Origin of the sequence: Rossellomorea oryzaecorticis (assembly GCF_045897515.1) — a bacterium.
Taxonomy (GTDB): Bacteria; Bacillota; Bacilli; order Bacillales; family Bacillaceae_B; genus Rossellomorea; species Rossellomorea enclensis.
In genome coordinates this window covers 1-21,576 of the sequence record NZ_JBJOSA010000005.1, presented here as the reverse complement: position 1 = coordinate 21,576, position 21,576 = coordinate 1, and the positions used below count along the sequence as shown (strand labels likewise).

The following is a 21,576-nucleotide window of genomic DNA, read 5'->3' as shown; positions in this document are numbered from 1 at the left end:
CCTCCTATCCTTGATAACGTACATCCCCGGCCGGGAAGACCGGAAATACTGCCGCAGCTTGCCAGCCGAACACCAGCATGGCGGAGATCATTACAATAAAAAATACATCATATTTTGAAAAATCTGTTTGGTAAAAGTACGTCCTTTTACCGCTTCCATTAAATCGCTTAGCCTCCATTGCCACTGCAATCCGATGTGCTCTCCTTATGCTTTGGGCAAGCAGCGGCAGCGCCGAGGACCGAAATGTGAAAAGCAATCCAGCTATGCCTTTTTTCCGGTTAAGACCCCTTACATTCATAGCCCGGCGGATTGTCAAGAATTCCTCTGCTAAAATGGGGATTATTCTGAATCCAGCCATAAAACTGTAAGCGTATTTAGGTTTCAGCCTAAGCTGCAGCATCAAAGAATAGAAGAGCATCACCGGCCTGGTTGATAACGTAAATAGCAATCCAAGCAGCCCAAAAAGTAATGCCCTGAAACCAATATGAAGGCCCCGGTAAAAGCTTTCCTCTGAAATTTCGATAAGTCCCCACTTCAGCCAAATCACGTCTCCCTTACCAAATAAGATCATGGAAGAGGCAGTAGAAACGAACATCAGGATAAAAGGCAGAAACAGCAGGAATTTGACTTTCCATGTAAGTCCAGAGCAAAACCAGAACAGCAAAAAAGAAAATACCGTTAAATAGAAAAGGATATTTAATTGATGGATCATCAAACTCAGGAGGAACAGGAGAACCAGGATGATGAGTTTGAAACTTGGGTTGACCCCGTGCATCCAAGTCTTATTGTGCAGGATGTCTTGCTTCACATTGATCCCTCCTTTGCTGCGGTTGATATAGAGCAAGCTTCATCCTTAATCAATTCCCCCTTCTCAATCGTCCATACTCTATCCGACACGGCCTTTGCCACTTCGATGTCGTGAGTGACCATAAGGATGGTGGAACCTTGATGCTGCAGCTCTTTCAGCATATGCAGTAATTGAAACGTATTCACTGCATCCTGACCGAAAGTAGGTTCATCCAGAAGAATGACATCCTGGCTGATCAGAATGGAAGCCGCGACACTCAATCGTCTCTTTTGCCCCATGGATAACTGAAACGGATGCAAATGGCTGCATTCTTTCAAATTGAACCGTTCCAGCATCTCCCCTGTCCTTTGATCCAGCTCAGCCCCGCTGATTTTTTTCAGCTTGATGCTGAAGGCGATTTCGTCATATGCGGTATTTGCAACAAATTGAAATTCGGGGTTCTGAAAAACAAATGAACAATGTTCAAGTATATTCTCTTTGGTTTTATTAAGGCCAAATAACTCGTATCTTCCAGTTGTTTTAATGAATTGCATCAGTCCATGGAGAAAGGTTGATTTTCCGGCTCCGTTTCTTCCAAGGATAGAAATCCATTGACCTCTGTTTGCAGAAGCATGTTCAACCGTTATTTTTGGAGTCTTATTCAGATATCCTTTAAAATGCTCTATTTCTAACGCTGTTTCATCCGAAAAGATATGCCTTTTCCTCTTGAATGATCTTAAGTAGTCTTTACGTGCGCCCGGATACCAGACGCCATCCTTCTTGATGGTCTCATAATGTTCTGTAAGGACTTTTTCTGTCTTTCCATCTGCAATCACTTCTCCAAACTTGTTGAAGAGGATGATCCGGTCGATCAATTCGACAACCTGATCCAGCTTATGTTCAACGATGACCACCGTTTTTTCCTTACTGATCCTTTTGATTGTGTTCCAAATTTCCTTTGTTCCTTCCTGATCCACTAAAGCGGTCGGTTCATCCAAAAAAAGTGTATCCGGCTCCATCGCAAGGACCGCAGCGATGGCCAGCCTTTGCTTCATCCCTCCAGACAGATCAGAAATCTTGATATGGGGGTTCTGAAAGTTCAAACCCACTTTTTGAAGCAGTTCCTGAATGATTTCATCCATATTTTCTCTCGGTACATTCAGATTTTCAAGGACGAATGCCATCTCCTCGTCCACATAAGGCATGCAAAACTGCGCGTCCGGATCTTGGAACACATAACCCCAGGAGGAAGGATATGAAATGGATGATACTTTCATCGGCACTTCATACGAATGGGGGATCAGCCCCGCACATACGTTAAGCAGCGTTGATTTTCCGCATCCGGAAGGACCGAGGAGAAGGACCTTCTCCCCCTGACCGATCGAAAGTGATAAATCTTTAAACAGTAATTGCTTTTCTCCCTGAAACTTCAACCTTAATTTCTTGATCTCCACTGCGACTCACACCTATCTGTCAAGAGCTTCGTAATCTTCTTTTTCTGCAGGTCTCACAAGGCTTGTCACACCCGTTCGTTCCAGGGCCTTCACAAGATAGAAAGCCCCCATTCCAGATATCAATATCGAACCAAGTAATCTTGCCCCCAGGAATAAAAGCAGATTCCATACAGCCAGATCTCCTATATAGCCTTTGTAACTATCCATTAAGATCGATCCAAATGCTGACATCACAGCAGCGAGACTAATGATGAACAGGCTGTTTCGTTTATACTTAGTAACAAAGAATACCGCCTCAGCAAATAACCCCTGCACAACCCCGAAAAGGAGGACCTCAAGTCCCCATTCCGATCCCATTAGAAATTCACCGGATGAAGCCGCAATCTCGGCGAGCAGGGCGACGCCAGGCTTACGGATGATCAAGAATGCAACCGTTGCTGCCATGAACCACATCCCATAGATGAGTTGATCTGCGTGCAGGCCAAATGGCTTTATCATGTTGTATAAAGGGCCCCAGACTTTGTAAATAATACCGAATCCGATCGAGATGACAACCGTGACCAAAATGTCCGTCAATTTCAGCTTTGCCATTTACTTCACCTGCTTTCCTGTATTTTTCATGAGGTGGTATTCAAATGGCCATTCTTCCATGGAGTAGGCCATTTCCCAGAATTGGAGCTCATATATACTGCTGATCATAAATAGCTCTTTCATCAAAGCTTTTTCTTCCTCAGATGCTTTTTCAGCCAGCTGATCCAACCGATTGATTTGCTCTTTCACCAGCTCTCCGAACCATTCACCGCCATAAGCTGAAATCCATTCCTTATAAATCGGTTCATCAGGAGTAAACATGTTAAGGCGCTCCCCGACTTCATGGTAAAGCCAATAACAGGGCAGGATTGCAGCGAGAATTTCTTTTAGCCCTCCGAATTGTGCTGCCCTGTACATATGGGAAGTATAAGCGTAGGCGGTCGGAGAAGGCTTGAATCGTTTCTTTTCCTCCTCTGTAATACCAAGTTGAACAGAGAATGTTTCATGCAGGGATAATTCTGCTTCATTCGTTCCCTGTGCGTGAGCTGCCATTCTTGATGTCGTATGTAAATCTGGTGCTTTGGCAGCTCCCAATGATTGGACCCTTGAAAAGTGAGATAAATAATACGCATCCTGCAGGATGTAGTAACGGAAGTTGTCGAGCGGCAGCGTACCGTCCCCGATCCCTCTTACAAACGGGTGATTAAAGCTCGCCTCCCAGACCTCATCGACTTCTTTCCTTAATTCATTTGAAAATGTCATCATAGACTCTCCTTTTCCACGACGACCCATCTCAGGGAAAAATAAAAAGCCACTTTCCATACGCAAAAAGCGAACAGAAAGTGGCTTGAAAAGGCATCACACCAAAATAATATGTAACCTTCAAACACCACTTCCCTACGCTGGTCTCAACCAGATCAGGTTCAAAGGGTCTTAAAGTCACACTTTAATCTCAGCCTTCATGAAAGGCACCCCTAGTGGATCGTCATATGAAATTTTGAATTCGATGTTATCGTAACATGAATATATTTCTTGTCAATCTTTTTTTACTTGAACCAGCCTTTTTCTTTGGAATGTGTAATGGCTTCAATGCGATTTTTCACTTCGAGCTTATCAAGGATGGTGGAAATGTAGTTACGTACCGTTCCTGTCTTCAATTGGAGTTCATCGGCGATTTCTTTTGTGTTTTTTCCATCTGCCACCAATTCCAGCACCTCTTTCTCCCGGTCAGTCAAAGGATTCTCTTCACTGTACATATCATCCATCAATTCAGGGGCATACATTCTTTTCCCCTGCATGACAAGTCGAATGGAGGTTGCCAGCTCTTCACTGGGGCTGTCCTTCAATAAATAGCCTTTAACCCCGGCTTTGATTGCCCGCTGAAAGTAACCGGAACGGGCAAATGTCGTCAGAATGATGACTTTGCATTCTTCCCCTTTTAATTCTTCCGCTGCTTCAAGCCCTGTTTTCTCGGGCATTTCAATATCCATCATACATATATCAGGCTTCAGTCGGCGGACGAGGGAAATCGCTTCTTCCCCATTGCTCGCCTTCCCCACTACTTCAAGGTCATCTTCCAAATCAAGCAATGATCCCAAAGCGCCGAGCATCATGCGCTGATCTTCTGCGATTACGATGCGAATCATCTTAATCCCTCCCTATCTGCTTGATTACTTTTGGCACTCTCATGATCAGTATCGTGCCTTTATCGGAAATGATATCGAGCGTCCCGTTTACAAAGTCCAGACGCTCCTCCATCCCTCTTAATCCGCAGCCTCTCGACAAGTCTTTATCCTTGCTGAGACCGATGCCATTGTCTTTTACCTTTATCGTCAGTTCATTGTCATGATCTTCGATGGTTATTTCACATAAATCCGCCTTGCTGTGTTTCACGACGTTTGTGACGGCTTCTTTCAGGCACATGCTCAATATATTTTCAAGAAAGAGTGATGTGGCTGGTATAGGGGTTTCTTCATCTATGATCAATTCAATATCTGCCGCTTTAAGGATCTGTTTGATTCTGACCATTTCATCTTCCAGACGAATCCCGCGCATTTGTGAGACCATCGTCCTAACCTCAGAAAGTGCTGTCCTCGCTGTTTGCTGCACATCTTTCAACTCTTCTTTTGCCTGTTCGGGATCTTTGTGAATCAGTTTCCGAGCCAAGTCACTTTTTAAACCTATGAGGGACAGCTTTTGCCCTAACGTATCATGCAGATCCCTTGCTATCCGCTGTCTTTCCTCTTGTTTGACAAGTTCTGATATCCGTTTATTCGCATCTTCCAGCTTTTCTTCAAGCCAACCTTGTTTGTTGCGATTGTATATGTTGAAAGGAAGCAGGATTACACTGATCCAGATAATCAGGATGAACGGTATTTGGGAAAGAAAGAGAGCTGCCTGTTCAACGAATTTATAGTTGATCGATGCAGTTGTAAGTACAAGGTGAATAACATACAGCGTCAAGAAAGCGATTCGATTTTTTATATTCCCGTTATAGTAAGCTATGTAAAATGCAAAATAAATAAAATTAAACTGAATGGTCATCGTGATGGAAATGGCAATTAATAATGATGTCCACACATACACCGGCCAATTTTTTGATAGGAAAGCAAGCCGTAAGAAAATAAAGAATAATATCGTCAGTGTTATGCCGACTATGATTTCAATTGAAGAAGATGATTGAAAGATAAAGTAAAAAGGGAGAATGCTTATGATACTCCAAATATAAGGTGAAATACCTGAGCTCTTTTGAATTTTAATCAATTTATCCGGAAGCTGCACGATCAATACCCCGTTCGTATGAATGTTTGTTGTTATCTTACCATATCCGTCATTGAAGTGATAAATGAAGAGCGTATACAATTGGGATGTATATGCTCTTCAACATGACTTTTAGTATTTGCGGTTTTGGATGGCGATTTGTTTTAACATAAGTTCATGGGATTTTTTGATGATATCTGTAAGAACGTCACCTTTGTATATTCTGCCAATCTTCGCTTTTTCCTGGTAATATTCAACAATTTCGTCCAATTGTTGAGCTGTTTCTTTGTCGACCCTGACGTTAAGCTGGATTCTATCATTGGTGCTCATAAAGTGTTTAACCCTCCAAAAAACGATGTGCTATCAATTGATAGCATCATTATAGCATACTCTTTCATTATGATACATCCTATTCCGACAATGTTTTCAGCAGTTTGATGTATTAAATCTTTTTTTGCATAAAAAAACATCTTATCCAGAAAAGATAAGATGTTTACAGTCAATTGGTCACAGCTTCTTTGCAATATTGCAGAAGTTGGGCTTCTTCATCTTCTTCCAATTCAAAATCGAGAATGGATTCAGAGTCTCTTTCAATGATTTGATATTGTGCAATACGTGACTCATCTCCGTCTTGAACAAAGATGGCTTTTATATATAACCCGGACTCTGAATACATTTCATCGTCTTCAGGGACTTCAATCGCCAGCATCATTTCATGGCGGCTGCCGCTTAAGATACCTGTTGGATCTTTAAGTTCTTCCATAGTATGGCCAGTAATGATCATTAAAAAATATCTTCCTTTCACTTCGCATATCCCTCAATTATACACTGGATCATAGTAAAAGAAAACCATGATGTCCCACTCATGTTTTTTAATAGGATTTGCTCCTGTCCTTCGATATAATGATAGTCGACAGTATCTTTAAGGAGCGACTAAAATGAACAATAAAGAACTTGAAGACAAGATCATTTCAAACTATCAGAAAGACGAAAACATGATGATTCTTGTGTTTGCGCAGTGGTGCGTAAATAATGACCTTAACCCTGCAGACCTCTATAAAAAGGCCTATCCTGAACAAGCGGCAAACCCTGCACTTAAGCAGGGAATCGACCTGACTGTGCCGAAGGAGGAATCCGAAGAAATCGCCGACTCGACCCTGTTGGGCGTACTCTCCTTATTTGGCAATACAGACCTTGCCATTGTGGTATCAGAGGAAATGGCAAGGGTAAGGGATCAGAAGAGATAATTCACCAGCTGCACCTCGAAAAGTGATCGGGGTGCTTACTTTTTTCCTGAAACTTTTTCAAGCAGTCCAGAAAGATACGAATAAACCTCTTCAACCGCTTCCTTCAACGTCATATTACTATGATAAGAAGGAAGATCATTAATGGAAAGATTCACATCCCACAAGCCGTCTTCTCCGTTAAAAAGAAGATTATATCCCTTCTTCCCATGCAGCGTACTTTCGAAGAAGGAGACGATCTCTTCTCTGTACTTCTTTTGCAGCTTCAACCCGAACATGGCATCGTAATGGCCGAACAGGTCATCAAGTTCCATTGACAGTCCGTCAATCTTAATCTTATCGAACTCATCTGACTCAATGAAAATGTATTCATTTTCATTAGATTTCAGGTACTCCAAAGCCTCCTCCAAAAATGAAGAAGATACCTGTCTTATCAATTCATCGGTCTCTTTATTACATAATTCGACTTTAAGTGTCTCAAATTTCAATTTGTCATTTCCCATACATATTCCTCGCTTCATTCAGTTAATTAATTGTCTCGTCCAACTCCAAGTATACAGGACAATGATCGCTGCCCAATATTGTACAATGAATGTCTGCATCTTTTATACTAACAGACATTCGCTCTGACATAATAAAATAATCGATGCGCCATCCAATGTTCCTTTCCCTGACCTTGCTCATATAGCTCCACCATGTATAGGATTCATCTTTGTCAGGATATAAATACCTGAATGTATCGACAAAACCTGATTCAAGAAACAGAGTCATCTTACCTCGCTCCACATCCGTGAACCCGGAATTACCACGGTTTGCGCGGTCATTCTTAAGATCTATCTCTTTATGCGCGACATTCAGATCCCCGCAGAGGATCACTGGCTTTGTCCGATCAAGTTCCATCAGATAATCCCGGAGCGAATCTTCCCATTGCAGTCTTTCATCCAGTCTCGACAAATCTCTTTTTGAATTTGGCGTGTATACATTTACAAGATAGAAGCGTTCAAACTCACAGGTGATGATCCTGCCCTCAGGCTCAGTTTCCCCCTCCTGTAAACTATATGATACTGAGAGGGGCTTCTTTTTAGTGAAAACAGCCGTTCCCGAGTATCCTTTCCGTTCAGCGTAATTCCAGTATTGTTCATACCCCGGCAGCTCCAGGTCGATTTGCCCCTCCTGGAGTTTCGTTTCCTGGATACAGAAAATATCTGCATTGACTTCCTTAAAGTAATCCAGGAATCCTTTTTTTACACAGGCTCTTATTCCATTTACATTCCACGAAACTAATTTCATTGTAGTTTGAAAATCTCCTTTTTCTATTCATTTCTCTGCTGTTATCGTAACATAACAGGCTATAAATCTATTATTATTCTAAAATAATATAGAGTAAATTGTTTATTATTTTAGAATAATATCGATATTTTCTCGATATACAATGCTTGGTGTAAGGAATGAGCGAAGTGATTTAGACTTCTCAACTTCTTTGATCCCATTTTTGATTTCCGGACAAAACTTTACTTTCCTCGGGCTCCCGTTATCCACCTTCTTCATATTCAGGGAAAGAACTGTCCAGCTGCTGGGCTTAGGCACATGAATTAAGCCACACGCATCTCTTAAAAGCTCTTCCGCATTTCTAATAGGTGTCTGCGTTTCGCACTCCAATCAACCGCTGGAACAGGTAATGAAAAAGGATACGTTTACGCATTATCAACCTGATTTAGCAAAACACCATACTCACTTTTTAACAAATAAAAAACCGGACTACTTTGCATCTTGGGAAGCAATGTAGTCCGGTTTTTTATAGACTTACGTTTCTCATTAGTTTTTTGGTTTTGTTGGACGGGCTGCCGGCTTTTTGTTGGACTTAGCACGTTGGTTAGTGACTTTTTTTCGTTCTTTATTCTCTTTTATCGATGGTCTTGCTGTTTCACGCGAGGCCTTTTCCGATTTTTTATTTCCCGGCCGTTTTCCGTAAAATCCTTCTTTTTCAGCATTTTGCTCTTTGCTGCTTGTCTTTGTCGAATTGTTTCGGTTTGATGAAGGTCTTTTTCCTTTATTTTTTTTCTTTTTGGATGTTGAGTTTTCTTTATCTTTAAGGGAGATGGTGTTCCCTAAATTTTGTTTTTGAATTCTCGACTGTAAATCACTTTCAATTTTATCGAGTAACGGCCTGTCTTCTGAAGTATAGAGAGTATAGGATAAACCTTCTGCTCCAGCTCTTCCTGTCCTGCCTATCCGGTGGGTATATGTTTCGGTATTTTCAGGAATATCATAGTTGAAGACATGGGTAACCCCTTCGATATCCAGTCCACGGGAAGCTACATCGGTTGCGACCAGTAAAGGTATTTCCCCTTTTCTGAACGCTTCCATCACTTCTTCACGTTTATCCTGAGGAATATCACCATGAAGTTCGCCCGCTTGAGTTCCGTTTGATTTAAGAACTTGATAAAGTTTCGAGACCCTTCTTTTGGTCCGGCAGAATATTACTGCCTTTTTCGGATTGAATGCATCCACTAATTGAAGAATCGTTTCCTGTTTTGCTTTATCCACCGTGAAGATGGCAAATTGATTAATTGAAGAAGGAGCGGCTTTTTCTTCGATCTCGATAGTTTTTGGCTCTTTCATATATTTAAGGGCCAATTTTTTGACAGGTGCCGGCATGGTGGCTGAAAACAGCATCATCTGCCTTGAACGAGGTGTTGATTTTATGATTTCCTCTACTTTATTCAAAAAACCGATCTGGAGCATTTGATCTGCTTCATCCAACACAAAAAATCGTACATGCGAAAGGTCCAGATTCCCACGTTTGATTTGATCCAATACCCGGCCCGGCGTACCGACAAGATAAGCCGGATTTTTTTGAAGCTCTTCTAGTTCCTGCTCATGACTTTGACCGCCGTACATTGCTAAGATGTCCGTATTCTTTTGTTTCTTTGTCAGTTGTTTTAAAACATCCGCAACTTGTATGGTCAATTCTCTGGTCGGAGTGACAATGATACCCTGGATGTGGCTGCCGCCCTTTTTACTTTTTTCAAGTATCGGCAAGGCAAATGCATATGTTTTTCCAGAACCGGTTTGGGCTTTTGCCATGACATCCCGGCCTTTCATTACTTCCGGAATGACTTCCCTCTGAATGGGTGTCGGTTTCACAATGCCCATCTTCGACAGTGTTTTATCCATTTCTTCTGAAATCCCTAAGGATCTAAATATATTCAAGTACAGTTCCTACTTTCTTTTGCTAGTAATCGTTCGCTTATTAATATTGAAGGTTTCAGTGTTAAAAATCAATAGGATAAAAAAAGAAGAAGCCTCATTTGACTCCTTCTTTAGAAAAGCTTATTCAATAATAAGATGACTCCTGCCAGGAGCCACAGCCACAAGCCCGGTCATATAGGCGGTATATATCGTTTGCGGCTTTTCTTTGAAGATTTGCTTCATGTCCCATTTCCACAATTCGATTTCTTCCAGTTCATATTCTCCATCCTTACTTTAAGATACTAAAAATGAACAAACAAATCCGCTGAATTACTTTCATTCAGCACCCACTTGATGGGAACCTGCTCGGCAGGGTAGATAAGATCCAATTTTTCATGATGGTCAGCATCCACTATATAAAATCGCACTCCGGCTTCCGCTGCCAGCTCAACCAGCTCGTTGATTGTCGGTGCATTGAATGCATCGAGTGCCTGTGATAAATATTCAATTCCTTTCGATGGCTTAGGGACAAAGTTGTTTGTCAAAATGTTGACACCCTTCCTTGAGAATGCCAATATAACATCTGCACCAGAGGAGGCTGCACCTACTGCGATATTCAGCGGAGGATAAACAGACTCCAATTCATCATGAAGTGCGAGTACTACAACTTTTCTTTCAGGCATACCGGATTGCCCCCCTTCAATAGCTTAATACTGCATCAGCTCCATAAGCAATCTCAAGAAACGTGACGACACCAGCCAATTCAACACCATCGACTAATTCTAATCCATCTGCCACAAGAATGTTCAATTGGCAGCCGTAGAGTCCGATCCCTAAGGAATGTGCCTGTTGAAGCAATTTCTCCATATCCACTCCATGGGACCTCTCCAGTTTCTGCGTGTACCGTTTATCCAATACATATGCTCCATCCAAATCGAAGAAAATCATTACTTCATCGCCGCTTTTCTTTCGCTCGATACCCTCTTTGATCACATAGGGAGCATTAGAACTTAAAGTGACAAAATAGACCCATCTCTTCATAAGGTACCACTTCTTCCAATGGATTCTGTTTAAAACAGTTTTTAAAAGAGAGCTATTGGAAAACCCAATAGCTCTTCTTATACTGAATTTTCAATTAGAATGTTAATGTAACATCTGCATCTTTGGCAAATTCTAAGAATGTGACGGCTCCGCCTACTTCTATTCCGTCTACAAAAGCTTCTTTATCCAGTCCCATGACGTCCATAGTCATTTGACAACCAATAAATCGAACACCCATTTCTTTCGCCATTTCTACAAGCTCAGGAATGGCCGGTACATTTGCTTTAGTGAACCCTTCTTGGAAATGTTCTTTACCTTCAGGTATCGGCAGCTGTTGATGGGCTTCTTTATGAATTAAATTTAACCCTTCGAATGTGAAGAAAATAGCTACCTCCTGATCTGTTGCAGCTGCTGCCGTTGCAATGTTATAAACCTTATACGCATCAAATAATCCACCATTACTAGCGATGATTGCTACTTTTTTACTCATATCATAATTCCTCCTGTTAGTTAAATTTAATACCTAATAGGGTATAAATGCACTCAAAAAAATTTATTTGACTTCGCCTTCCCAGGCCATCATTCCACCAGTCATATTTATAACTTTAAACCCTTGATTTTCAAGGATCCGAGCAGCTCGTCCACTTCGTCCGCCCGAACGGCAGACCATGATATATTCCTTGGACTTATCCAGTTCATCCATCCGTGATTCAATCGATCCAAGTGGGATATGCTTGGCGTCAGGGATCATACCAGCTGCTACTTCATCATCCTCCCGGACATCGATTATATTAGGTTCATCATTTTTTAGTAATTCCTGTACTTCTTTTGTTGATAATTCTTTCATAAGTAAATTCCTCCTGTAGAAAGATTCATAATTTGTTCTTGAGTTAATAATATACCTATGTGGGTATATTGTCAATGCTATTGCACAGAAAAAAATCACGCAGTCTTTCCCGCGTGATCTACACTTTCTTATATCGAATCAACAATGGATTTCATCTCATTAAATATTTCTTCTTTAAGTCGATCAACTTCATTGAAATCCATCGCATCTACATAAATGGCCTCCAGATTCTCCCTCAAGGCCTTCGCTTCACTCAAATACGAGATTGCCTCTTTCATTTTATCTTTATACCCCTTTGTGGTCCTGGCAATTCCCTCGGCGAACTTCTCATCGGTGCCAGGAGTGATGCAGCGTTCGTACATATCGACGATTTCGTCGCTATCGCGGTCAGGGAAATATTCATGAGGGGCAGTACTGTCGAATATGGCTATTCCCTGTTCGCGGATGATGACCATATCCAGACTGTTCGGGTCAAAGCCGCAATGGTAGATTTCGACATCAAACCCTTTTTCCTCACCTGCCGCCGCGATTTTCTTTAACATAGTCGATTTCCCTGAGCCGGCACGCCCCTTGATGAAATAACGTTTCTCCACATCCTGGGTCAGGTTTTGGATATAATCGACAGCTCCATCGGGCGTAGCCGCACCAAGGAACCGGTGTACCACTTTCGCTCCCTTTTTAAGATAGTTGTCTCCATAAAATAAATTGATCAGCTCCTGAGTTAACTCATTGGCTCGGTTAAAGTCCATATTGGAAATATAAATTTCTTCAATGTCATCATGGGCTGCCAATGCTTGAGCGAAAGTATGATATGCCGTCTGGAATTTATCAGAAATTAGATCATTCAACTCCAGAATTTCTTTTTTATGTTCTTTCAATACATTCGAATCCCAAGCTGTACCGAGATTGACATACTCTTCAATTACTCCCGGTGCCTTCGGTTCGATTATATGGGGTGCTGTCCCATCTACAATCCCGACTCCCCACTGAGGCAGGATCACTCCGTCAATCGATTGATTATCTGATGCACAATGCAAATATTCAACGTCGATTTCCCTTTCTTCGAATCTTTGCCCAATATCCTTCATTAACGAAGATTTACCCGTTCCTGGCCCGCCCTTCAATATAAACAACCGATTCATTCCATCCAGGACCGAATCATACAGACTGTAAAATCCTTTCGCTGTATTGCCTCCTGCATAATAATGCCGTACACTCCCTGACATAAAACCACCCTTTCCATTTCATCTACTATTACATATGTCAAAAAGAAAAAATGGGTGAATAACACAGAAAAGCGGAAGGGCTTCGATCAGAGGCGGGTGGCATAAGACGAACCGGACGGGAAGGCGTTCTTTGCCTTCATGACCGGTTTGGCTTATGACATGTGCCTCTAAGCCCTGCAGCTGGACAATGAAAAGCGGAGGCGGCTTGGTCAGAGGCGACAAGCATAAGATGAATGGGCCTTTGAAGGCGTTTTTAGCCTTCATGGCATAAACCGGCAAATAAAAAAGACAGCAAATAACCTGCTGTCTCGAATACTCTAATATATTAATCATCACCGTTCAAGAAATCACCGATTCCGCCTAAAATACTGCCTTCTCCAGTTGATTTTCCGCCTCCTGGGGCATTTGCATAAATTCTTTCTGCCAGGCGGCTGAATGGAAGTGATTGAATCCATACATTCCCAGGACCGCGCACCGTGGCGAAGAACAGTCCTTCTCCTCCTAGAAAAGCAGACTTTACCTTGCCAACATACTCAATATCGTAGTCAACATCTTTAGTCATGGCGACCAGGCATCCTGTATCGACTCTCAGCAATTCACCTGGCTGGAGTTCCTTTTTATATATAGTGCCCCCGGCATGCAAAAATGCGAGGCCGTCCCCTTCTAGCTTCTGCATGATGAATCCTTCTCCGCCGAAGAAACCCGTACCCAGTTTCTTTTGAAAATCTATCCCGACTGAAACACCTTTTGCTGCACACAAGAAAGCATCCTTCTGACAGATGACTTTCCCGCCTAATTCACTTAAGTCAACAGGGATGATCTTACCAGGGTAGGGAGCAGCAAAAGAAACATGTTTCTTGCCGCTTCCTTCGTTCGTAAAGACAGTCATAAATAAACTTTCTCCTGTCAACAAACGCTTACCGGCTCCGACCAGCTTGCCGAATAAGCCGCCTCCCCTTCCATCATGGGCTCCGTCACCGAAGATCGTTTCCATCGAAATGCCGTCATCCATCATCATGCCTCCTGCTTCCGCGACGGCACTCTCTCCTGGATCAAGCTCGATTTCCACGAACTGCATATCATCTCCATGGAGCTTAAAATCTATTTCATGTGAATTCATGGGTAATCCTCCTTATGATTATCTACCATCCCATTATACTGAATGAAAGGATCCAACGGGGTGGTGACCTGTGAATTTTTTCAAAAAAAATCCCCTGTCGGCATATACCAACAGGGGATCGGTCTAGTAATGAGTGTGTATATTCTTTCCGTAAAAGATTTCATCCATTTCCATCTTTAATTTCTTCGTTATTTCATAAGCCTCTTCCTTTTCAAGCTTCTCCTTTGAATAACCGAACAGATAGTTATTCAAGTCGAATTCCTTCAATTTACATTTTGTGTGGAAGATATTTTGTGGATAGACGTTTACATCTATCATGTCATATTCGTCTTTGATTTCTTCCGGAATATAATTCTGGATGGAATTGATATCGTGATCAATGAATAATTTTCGACCATTGATATCCCTCGTAAAGCCGCGCACCCGGTAATCCATCGTCATGATATCAGTGTCAAAAGAGTGAATCAGATAATTGAGTGCCTTCAATGGCGATATTTCACCGCACGTAGACACATCAATATCTGCACGAAATGTACTGATCCCTTCATGAGGATGATATTCAGGATAAGTATGAACTGTAATATGGCTTTTATCCAAATGCATCGTCACGGAAGATGGAAGCGGTCCAGGCGATTCATCGAAATGTTCAGTCGGGACTTCTACGATGGGTCCCTCTGACACAAGGATCGTCACACTTGCCCCCTGGGGTACATAATCCTGTTTCGCAATATTCAGGACATGTGCCCCTATGATGTCGGAAACGTGCGTAAGTATCTTTGTGAGCCTCTCTGCATTGTACTGTTCATCGATATATTCTATGTAAGCTTCCCTTTCTTCCCTTGTCTTTGTATAACAAATATCATACATATTGAAACTCAAGGACTTTGTCAGATTATTGAATTCATGCAGCTGTATTCTTTCTTCATGTGTAAGTTTCATTGATTAATTCCCCTTTTCATTTATTTCCCGGTCTTAAATGGAATCTACTTTTTATGTTACCCATACAAAACTATACTAAAACAGGGAATATGGATTGAAAGGATGCAAGATGGGGTATATAGAGGTGAAAAGTTTTCCTTTCGTTTTCCTTCCATGATTTTTTGGGTAAAATGAAGGATAGATTGGAGTGTTACCGCATGAAGCGATTAATAATGCTTATTGTTGTTATATTTATTGCATATGGTTCAAAACCGGTCTGGGAGGAAAAAGTAGAGGCGACCGGATTGGATTCCATGCTTTCTAAAATACAGGAAATGAAAGACAACCCGAAAGTACAGAATGCTTTTGACCAATTTTATAATGAATTGAATCTGCTTTTGGTCAAGCTTGATGAGTCAATCGGAGAAATGAAAGATGGCGAAGACAAGCAAGACCGTGGAACCATCGATAAGCCGTCTCTTTCCGCTCCGGAAAACCAGGAATTTTCCATACATAATATTGAACTGGGTGATTCAAGGGGTTCGGTGGAAAAAGAACTTGGTGCTCCAGTACGTAAAACACTTAACGAGTACGGGTCGTACTGGCATACCTATCATGAAGATTATCAAAATTTCTTTATGGTTTCCTATGATTCCGAACAGCATGTGAATGGATTATATACCAATCAGGACTTACTGACTTCTTCTACAGGGATAGAAATTGACAGTCCGAAAGAAACGGTTCAAGGCAGGCTTGGTGATCCCTTGACGTCGATAAGAAAAGGACTTACGGTCTACCAGCTGCAAAACAATGGAGAACATGATGTCTTCCAGGTAGATGACAGCTATGTCACCTTCTTTTATGACAAACATGAACAGGATTCTGTCACAGCAGTGCAAATCATTGATCGAAGTCTGGAACAAAAGAAGCAGGGATTTTATACAGAACCGAATCCGGAACTGAAAGAAGGATTCGAGTTTCAGTTATTCGACCTTACCAATGCCGCCAGGGTAAATCACGGATTGCTTCCCCTGACATGGGATAATGGGGTGAAGAAGACGGCACGCAAGCACAGTTTGGATATGGCGGACAACAATTATTTCAGCCATACAAACCGCGAAGGAAAATCTCCCTTCGACCGTATGGAAGAAGACGATGTGGCTTTCAGGACAGCGGGAGAAAATCTTGCCTACGGACAGATGAGTTCAATATTCGCACATGAGGGATTAATGAATTCAAAAGGTCACAGGGATAATATCCTTCAGTCACACTACGAATATCTTGGTGTAGGGGTTGCCTTTAATGGTGAATCGCAGCCTTATTATACAGAAAACTTCTTCAGCCGATAATGCAGATAAAAAAGCAAGCGGATCCCGCTTGCTTTTTTACGTTAAGTATTCAATTATTGCCGATGACCACTTACCCCTTCCTTCTTTCCCGCCGCTTACGCTTCAACGCGTGGCATCTGTCACAAATTGGGAAACCAAAGTTGGGTGGAAGCTTCTTCCCGCAATTCCTGCATTTCTTTGAGAGCCCTTTCACTTCGGTCCGTAAGCTTTCATGCACACCATCAGCGATTTCCTGCCTTGTTCTTTCCCAATAGTATGCTTCTGTCTGCCTTCCTAAACGGTAAAGAAGTAATAAATGCAGCCCTACTGCCTTATAGGAAATTTCCTTATGTTCAAGGTTTTTATTACTGATATCCGGCTCAGGAAGCTCCTCGTCATTAACAATCGCATGCATGGAATCCAGCCATTGCTGAGTGAGCTTGTTTTCTTTCTTCGAAAACGGCAAGTGCAGAAATCCGTATAAATCATTAAGGGAGAGCCTTGCTTCTATATCTGTCCCCCGGACGAGTCCGTACAATTCCCTCTCTTCTGTTAAAGAAGCTTTTTCTGTCCCGTATGGACTGTCATAGCGGTCCCATAATTCGAAGAAGGTATCCAAATCATGATAATAACGCTGGAATCGTTCAAAAACATTGCTTGTAGGGGCTATCGCAAATGTTTTAAGGGAAGGGTCATCCTGCGTCAATAAGTGCGTCATTTTTTTAATATCCTTGGTGAAGGCGATCTTCCCAGCCTCATAGATGCCTTTTCTTCCAGCTCTTCCTCCGATTTGCTTGACTTCCTGTGATGTAAGGAGCCTTCTTCTTGTCCCGTCAAACTTATCGTTTTCCAGAAATACGATTCTCCTTATCGGCAGGTTCAAACCCATTCCAATCGCGTCTGTTGCCACGATTACCTTTGTCTTACCTGTAATGAATTGCATCATCTGTTTCTTCCGCGTCTCTGGAGGCATGCTTCCATAAATCATGCTTACTTTGTGGCCGTTATTCTGAAGTCTGGAGGCTGTATCCAGCACTTTCTTTCTGGAAAAGCAGACAATGGCGTCTCCCTGCTTTGCATGCTTTAATTTAAATTCCTTCTTTTCTACCTGTAAAGGAATCTCTCTTTCATAATTGTGTATCTGCACCTGCTCTTCTCCAACCAGGCCGAGTAAGAGAGTCCGTACGTTTTCACTCCCGATAATATGGACCTCTTTTGCCCTGGCTTTCGTTATGGCCTTATACCATGAGAAACCTCGGTCCTGATCGGCAAGCATCTGTGCTTCGTCGATAACAACCACTTCGTAATCGTTCTTTTCGTGGAACATCTCAACTGTGCATGCCATATGACGTGCCCAGCCGACTTCTTTTTCTTCCTCTCCGGTCTTAAGGCTGCATGGCACTCCTTCGCTATTCAGCTTATCAAAAACTTCCAGGGCCAATAATCTTAAAGGGGCAAGGTAAATCCCGCTCTCGGCAGCTTTCATGCGGGTCAACGCTTTATGGGTTTTACCTGTATTCGTTTCTCCTATATGGAGGACGTATTCTATCCCTTTTCTTTGGGATGGACTGTATTCCTGGCCGAATATGTCATGCAGTATCCGCGCATCTTCTTCTTGCTTTTCTTTTAATAACGCTTCTTCTTCCTCTTTAAGCTGGAGTCTCTTTTCAAGCGCTGTTCTATAAAGTGACAGATGCTCTTCTATATCAAAAGGTACAGCTGCAAGCTCCATCAAATCGACGACATATTCTTCTCGGATCCGATTGAAGAAAAGTGTTTTTTCTTTCAAGATGACAGGTTGTGCCCATTTGATAACTTGCTCTTGTGAAAGTTCTCGTCCGTAAATTTCCTTATAAGAAACCAGGATATCAGCCGGAAGATTCTCACATACATAAGATGAAATAACATTCTCTGTGCAAGAAGAAATGAACCGTTCATAAGGAAATTGATACGTTTCGTATTCCCAGAGATTTTGTTCCCATTGTTCACTTTTCTTATGAATGGATCCAGTAAATTCCTTTAGTATGTCAGACACTGTAGTAAAATCATGATTGCTGAGCATTCCTTGTTCTTCTAACTTATCCTCAAGTGCAAATGGATCGATTTGTTTATATTTCGGTTTTGAATTCAAGTCACTCACTATCTTTTTTGAGAATATATACCTTAATTCCAAGTACCAGTTAAGTTCCTGGTCTTCGACCTTTTGCTCAAGGAAGTATAAGATTTCTTTTTGGACACCTTTTCTTTTCGAAGCCGTTAACCTTTCTTCCATTTCTTTGAGGTATCGTTCCCTTTCCTTACGGTGACGAGTTTCCCATTCCTGCTCATCCGGCGCATTCTCCTGAACCCACTCCCTAACATGGAAAGGGCGTTCATTCCGGACTTCATTTCGGAACATTTTATTCAGAATCTTTTTATCGACTCCTTCTACTTCATATCCCTTACTACGCAGAAATGATTTTTTATGACTTCTAAGAATATTATTTGTCACCTTGTTCAGCCATGTATTCAACCAAATCTGCTGAAAAAAGCCGCTTCTTTCTGACAAATAGTCCTGAAATGCAGGACATTCCTTGTGTGACGCAAGAAAATGCGAAATATCTTCTTCAATCTTCATTTTTGTTTCCTCAATCGCTTTTTCGCGGATCGATTCAAGGTTTTGCATCATATGACCCCTCTTTAAAACTTACTGCTTATAGTGTATGTAGTTCCCTGGATTTTTTCGTTAAAAAATTCCATGCTTTATTCAAGCCGAATTATATCTTAGCATAACCTATGTTTTTTCAACTAACAATGAACCTCTGACGGGATGAACCCCGATTTATAAGATTAATTGGAAGAACCAGCGGATTATTTACTCCGCTGGTTCAGCTTTGTCATCTTTATAAGTTGTGGGAATAGAGCCTTTCGATTTCATCGGAAACGTTGTTTGTTAATTCCCTTGTCATATCGGGGACCATTCTTTCAATTATGGGAGTGATCAGTTTACCCATTGAACTATCAGGCCTGATGGACAATTTTCCCCTTACAATGGTTTCGTATGTTGAAAGACGGGAAGCTTCGAATGAACCGCTGCCAGAAAACTTTTCATTGAGCCCTGTTAAAGTGAATGATACTTTGTTGGGTTTTATCCATTCTTTGATTTCCACTTTTGCATGAATCTTTTTTTTGAAAAGACCTGCATCTACTTTGAATTTCCACTCCGATTCTGCATCACTGATTATTGTATGTTCCATATAGCCGGGGACAAGCGCAGCCCATTTCTCAAGGTCGCTTACTAAATCCCATACTTTATCAATCGACGCATCCACCAACTTCTCATGAAATCCATTTGCCATACGGTGTGCCTCCTTCATGTTGAAAACTACCCTCATGCAGTGCACATTTTATGAAAGCGGGTCACTGAATATGAGAATAATTATAATTGTTTCATCAATTCTGGAAGTCCGCTCAGCTCAGATACTTCGAAATCAGGAATGACTTCTTCTGGTTTCTCATTCCTTCTATTTATCCATATACTTTTTATGCCTGCTTGATTTGCGCCTTTTATGTCTGTCTTTAGATTGTCACCTACCATAATGACATCTTCCTTAGCGAGAGACAGCCGGTCTAGCGCATGCTGAAACATCGCCTTATCGGGTTTACCCTTTCCGACCGCTCCGGAAATAATGACTTCTTCGAAATAAGGAAGGAGTTCCTTAGTCATTTGCAGTTTTAGGTTTTGAAGATCAGGGGAACCATTAGTGAGAAGGACCAGCCTGTATTCCTGCTTTAAAGCGTCCAGTACCTGGAATGTGTCTTGATATACAAAAGGATGATTCTTCCTTTCAGTCCTGAAACGTTCCGCCAATTCCTTGCCCAGATCTTTGTTGTGTATTCCCGCATTTTCTAATCCTAGTGTCCATGCTTGTTCGCGATATTCAGGCACGATTTCCTTCATTTTCATAAATTGTTCATGATGTTCATCGGGAAAATCACCCCAAAGACCTTCAAAGGGATTAATGCCGATCATTTTCGTGAATTCATATGTATCGTACGAAGAGTATAATTCCATGGCTTTTTTTCTTACTTCCTTTTCTAACCTCTCAGGATCAATATCCACCTTAGAACCAGCATATTTACAAGTTTCATCAAAAGCACTTTGGATGCTTTTTGCATCCCATAACAATGTATCGTCCAAATCAAAGAATATTGCTTTTACCATCCACTTTCCCTCCGCTCTCATAAACTTATCAATAGATTACTAGCTGTACGATCGTTAGTAAAGCCATATAGTTAAGAAAATAATAATTAATGAATAAGAAACAGTTAATTTTCTTGAAAACAGGGAAAATATAATAAAACAGAATTAAATATGCAAAGGTGGAGATCATATGTGGCTAATCTATTTAAGTATCGCAATTGTGGCAGTTGCTCTAATAATGCTTGCTGTCAGCGCAAGAAAAACATTCAAAGAAACAAAACCGGCGATAGATTCAATTAACCAAACAGTCAGCAGTATTCAGGCAGATATGAATCGCGTGACTGCAGAAACCGACCAGCTCCAAACAACCCAGGGAGAAATTCAGACAGACATTCAAATGAAAAAAAGCTCGATTATGTACACTGTGAATGAAGCAAAAAGAACACCAAAGGTGGCAAAGGAATTTGCAAGAAGCATGAAAAAATAAGAAAGAGGCTGGGACAAAAGTGATTTAGCACAGCAAAACCCGAACTATTTTGCATGAGATGAGGCAAAATAGCTCGGGTTTTTAATTTGTTCATTGTACATCTGGGAATTAGCTCATTCAGCGGTTGATTGGAGTGCAAGACGAAGACTCCTGCGGGAAGAGTAGCTTATTAGAAAAGCGGAAGGGCTTCGCTCAGAGGCGGGGGGCATAAGACGAATTGGTCACGAAGGCGTTCTTTGCCTTCTTGGCCGGTTTGGCTTATGACCTGTGCCTCTAAGCCCTGCAGCTAGACAAGTGAGACCCCGCAGGCTTGCCGAGGAGCATTCCTGTTATAAAGTAAATTGCGTTTATATTGAAGTTTTTGCGATGTGCATAAAAAAACCCCCTTGGTACGATAGAGAGTGTCATGCATGACCTCGAATTAAGTACCGAAGGGAGACTTCAATAATGGATTTTAC

Annotated in this window: 24 protein-coding genes and 1 riboswitch; of the genes, 3 read left to right on the top strand and 21 right to left on the bottom strand. The window is 41.6% G+C overall.

Annotation, left to right across the window (positions count from 1 at the left end; genetic code table 11):
- Positions 1-4: 4 nt before the first annotated feature.
- The 8 genes from ACKA06_RS07570 to ACKA06_RS07535 all read right to left on the bottom strand — a co-directional run bounded on the left by ACKA06_RS07570 (position 5) and on the right by ACKA06_RS07535 (position 6,337).
- A complete protein-coding gene (locus ACKA06_RS07570; RefSeq protein ID WP_411159371.1) occupies positions 5-808 on the bottom strand; it encodes an energy-coupling factor transporter transmembrane component T family protein in 804 nt (267 codons plus the stop codon).
- Entirely contained in the window at positions 805-2,241 is a 1,437-nt protein-coding gene (locus tag ACKA06_RS07565; RefSeq protein ID WP_411159370.1) for an ABC transporter ATP-binding protein, read from the bottom strand. Before ACKA06_RS07565 ends, ACKA06_RS07570 begins: the two co-directional genes overlap by 4 nt.
- A 12-nt stretch (positions 2,242-2,253) precedes the next feature.
- Complete coding sequence (locus ACKA06_RS07560; RefSeq protein ID WP_032088476.1) at positions 2,254-2,832, bottom strand: ECF transporter S component; 579 nt, start codon at positions 2,830-2,832, stop codon at positions 2,254-2,256.
- Positions 2,833-3,534, bottom strand: a complete 702-nt coding sequence (tenA, locus tag ACKA06_RS07555) for a thiaminase II (protein WP_058298634.1) — start codon at positions 3,532-3,534, stop codon at positions 2,833-2,835.
- Between the two features lie 115 nt (positions 3,535-3,649).
- Positions 3,650-3,758, bottom strand: a riboswitch (TPP riboswitch).
- Between the two features lie 60 nt (positions 3,759-3,818).
- Positions 3,819-4,418, bottom strand: coding sequence for a response regulator transcription factor (locus ACKA06_RS07550; RefSeq protein ID WP_058298635.1), 600 nt, complete (start codon positions 4,416-4,418; stop codon positions 3,819-3,821).
- A 1-nt stretch (position 4,419) separates the two neighbouring features.
- Complete coding sequence (locus ACKA06_RS07545; protein ID WP_032088576.1) at positions 4,420-5,535, bottom strand: sensor histidine kinase; 1,116 nt, start codon at positions 5,533-5,535, stop codon at positions 4,420-4,422.
- Between the two features lie 129 nt (positions 5,536-5,664).
- Entirely contained in the window at positions 5,665-5,862 is a 198-nt protein-coding gene (locus ACKA06_RS07540; RefSeq protein WP_032088473.1) for a hypothetical protein, read from the bottom strand.
- Between the two features lie 169 nt (positions 5,863-6,031).
- Entirely contained in the window at positions 6,032-6,337 is a 306-nt protein-coding gene (locus ACKA06_RS07535; protein WP_321174896.1) for a DUF6509 family protein, read from the bottom strand.
- A 133-nt stretch (positions 6,338-6,470) separates the two neighbouring features.
- Here ACKA06_RS07535 and ACKA06_RS07530 point away from each other — a divergent pair, with 133 nt between their 5' ends.
- Entirely contained in the window at positions 6,471-6,779 is a 309-nt protein-coding gene (locus ACKA06_RS07530; RefSeq protein WP_032088471.1) for a hypothetical protein, read from the top strand.
- Positions 6,780-6,814: 35 nt separating this feature from the next.
- On the opposite strand, the gene ACKA06_RS07525 is transcribed toward ACKA06_RS07530, so the two are convergent.
- From ACKA06_RS07525 to speD, 10 genes are all read right to left on the bottom strand, one after another.
- A complete protein-coding gene (locus tag ACKA06_RS07525) occupies positions 6,815-7,279 on the bottom strand; it encodes a branched-chain amino acid aminotransferase (RefSeq protein ID WP_197670956.1) in 465 nt (154 codons plus the stop codon).
- A 22-nt stretch (positions 7,280-7,301) separates the two neighbouring features.
- Positions 7,302-8,066, bottom strand: coding sequence for an exodeoxyribonuclease III (locus ACKA06_RS07520; protein WP_198257575.1), 765 nt, complete (start codon positions 8,064-8,066; stop codon positions 7,302-7,304).
- Positions 8,067-8,591: 525 nt separating this feature from the next.
- Positions 8,592-9,989 carry a DEAD/DEAH box helicase gene (locus tag ACKA06_RS07515; RefSeq protein ID WP_411159369.1) on the bottom strand — a complete coding sequence of 466 codons (1,398 nt, stop codon included), beginning with the start codon at positions 9,987-9,989 and terminating at the stop codon, positions 8,592-8,594.
- Positions 9,990-10,270: 281 nt separating this feature from the next.
- Positions 10,271-10,651 carry a peroxiredoxin family protein gene (locus ACKA06_RS07510; RefSeq protein WP_032088468.1) on the bottom strand — a complete coding sequence of 127 codons (381 nt, stop codon included), beginning with the start codon at positions 10,649-10,651 and terminating at the stop codon, positions 10,271-10,273.
- Between the two features lie 16 nt (positions 10,652-10,667).
- Complete coding sequence (locus ACKA06_RS07505) at positions 10,668-11,009, bottom strand: DsrE/DsrF/DrsH-like family protein (protein WP_032088467.1); 342 nt, start codon at positions 11,007-11,009, stop codon at positions 10,668-10,670.
- Between the two features lie 94 nt (positions 11,010-11,103).
- A complete protein-coding gene (locus ACKA06_RS07500) occupies positions 11,104-11,499 on the bottom strand; it encodes a DsrE/DsrF/DrsH-like family protein (protein WP_411159368.1) in 396 nt (131 codons plus the stop codon).
- A 63-nt stretch (positions 11,500-11,562) separates the two neighbouring features.
- The gene (locus tag ACKA06_RS07495) at positions 11,563-11,856 is read right to left on the bottom strand and encodes a rhodanese-like domain-containing protein (protein ID WP_064565533.1); all 294 of its coding nucleotides are present in this window, start codon (positions 11,854-11,856) and stop codon (positions 11,563-11,565) included.
- Positions 11,857-11,984: 128 nt separating this feature from the next.
- A complete protein-coding gene (locus ACKA06_RS07490; protein ID WP_064565531.1) occupies positions 11,985-13,082 on the bottom strand; it encodes a PRK06851 family protein in 1,098 nt (365 codons plus the stop codon).
- 325 nt (positions 13,083-13,407) lie between these two features.
- A complete protein-coding gene (locus tag ACKA06_RS07485) occupies positions 13,408-14,202 on the bottom strand; it encodes a TIGR00266 family protein (RefSeq protein WP_411159367.1) in 795 nt (264 codons plus the stop codon).
- 123 nt (positions 14,203-14,325) lie between these two features.
- The gene (speD, locus tag ACKA06_RS07480) at positions 14,326-15,141 is read right to left on the bottom strand and encodes an adenosylmethionine decarboxylase (protein ID WP_214871510.1); all 816 of its coding nucleotides are present in this window, start codon (positions 15,139-15,141) and stop codon (positions 14,326-14,328) included.
- Positions 15,142-15,338: 197 nt separating this feature from the next.
- Between speD and ACKA06_RS07475 the strand changes: the two genes are divergently transcribed.
- Entirely contained in the window at positions 15,339-16,469 is a 1,131-nt protein-coding gene (locus ACKA06_RS07475; RefSeq protein WP_032088460.1) for a CAP domain-containing protein, read from the top strand.
- Positions 16,470-16,539: 70 nt separating this feature from the next.
- On the opposite strand, the gene ACKA06_RS07470 is transcribed toward ACKA06_RS07475, so the two are convergent.
- The 3 genes from ACKA06_RS07470 to ACKA06_RS07460 all read right to left on the bottom strand — a co-directional run bounded on the left by ACKA06_RS07470 (position 16,540) and on the right by ACKA06_RS07460 (position 20,652).
- A complete protein-coding gene (locus ACKA06_RS07470) occupies positions 16,540-19,116 on the bottom strand; it encodes a helicase-related protein (RefSeq protein ID WP_318293520.1) in 2,577 nt (858 codons plus the stop codon).
- Positions 19,117-19,330: 214 nt separating this feature from the next.
- Positions 19,331-19,786, bottom strand: a complete 456-nt coding sequence (locus ACKA06_RS07465; RefSeq protein WP_032088459.1) for a CoxG family protein — start codon at positions 19,784-19,786, stop codon at positions 19,331-19,333.
- Between the two features lie 80 nt (positions 19,787-19,866).
- Entirely contained in the window at positions 19,867-20,652 is a 786-nt protein-coding gene (locus tag ACKA06_RS07460) for an HAD family hydrolase (protein ID WP_032088458.1), read from the bottom strand.
- A 169-nt stretch (positions 20,653-20,821) separates the two neighbouring features.
- Between ACKA06_RS07460 and ACKA06_RS07455 the strand changes: the two genes are divergently transcribed.
- The gene (locus ACKA06_RS07455; protein ID WP_032088457.1) at positions 20,822-21,118 is read left to right on the top strand and encodes a DUF948 domain-containing protein; all 297 of its coding nucleotides are present in this window, start codon (positions 20,822-20,824) and stop codon (positions 21,116-21,118) included.
- Positions 21,119-21,576: the final 458 nt, after the last annotated feature.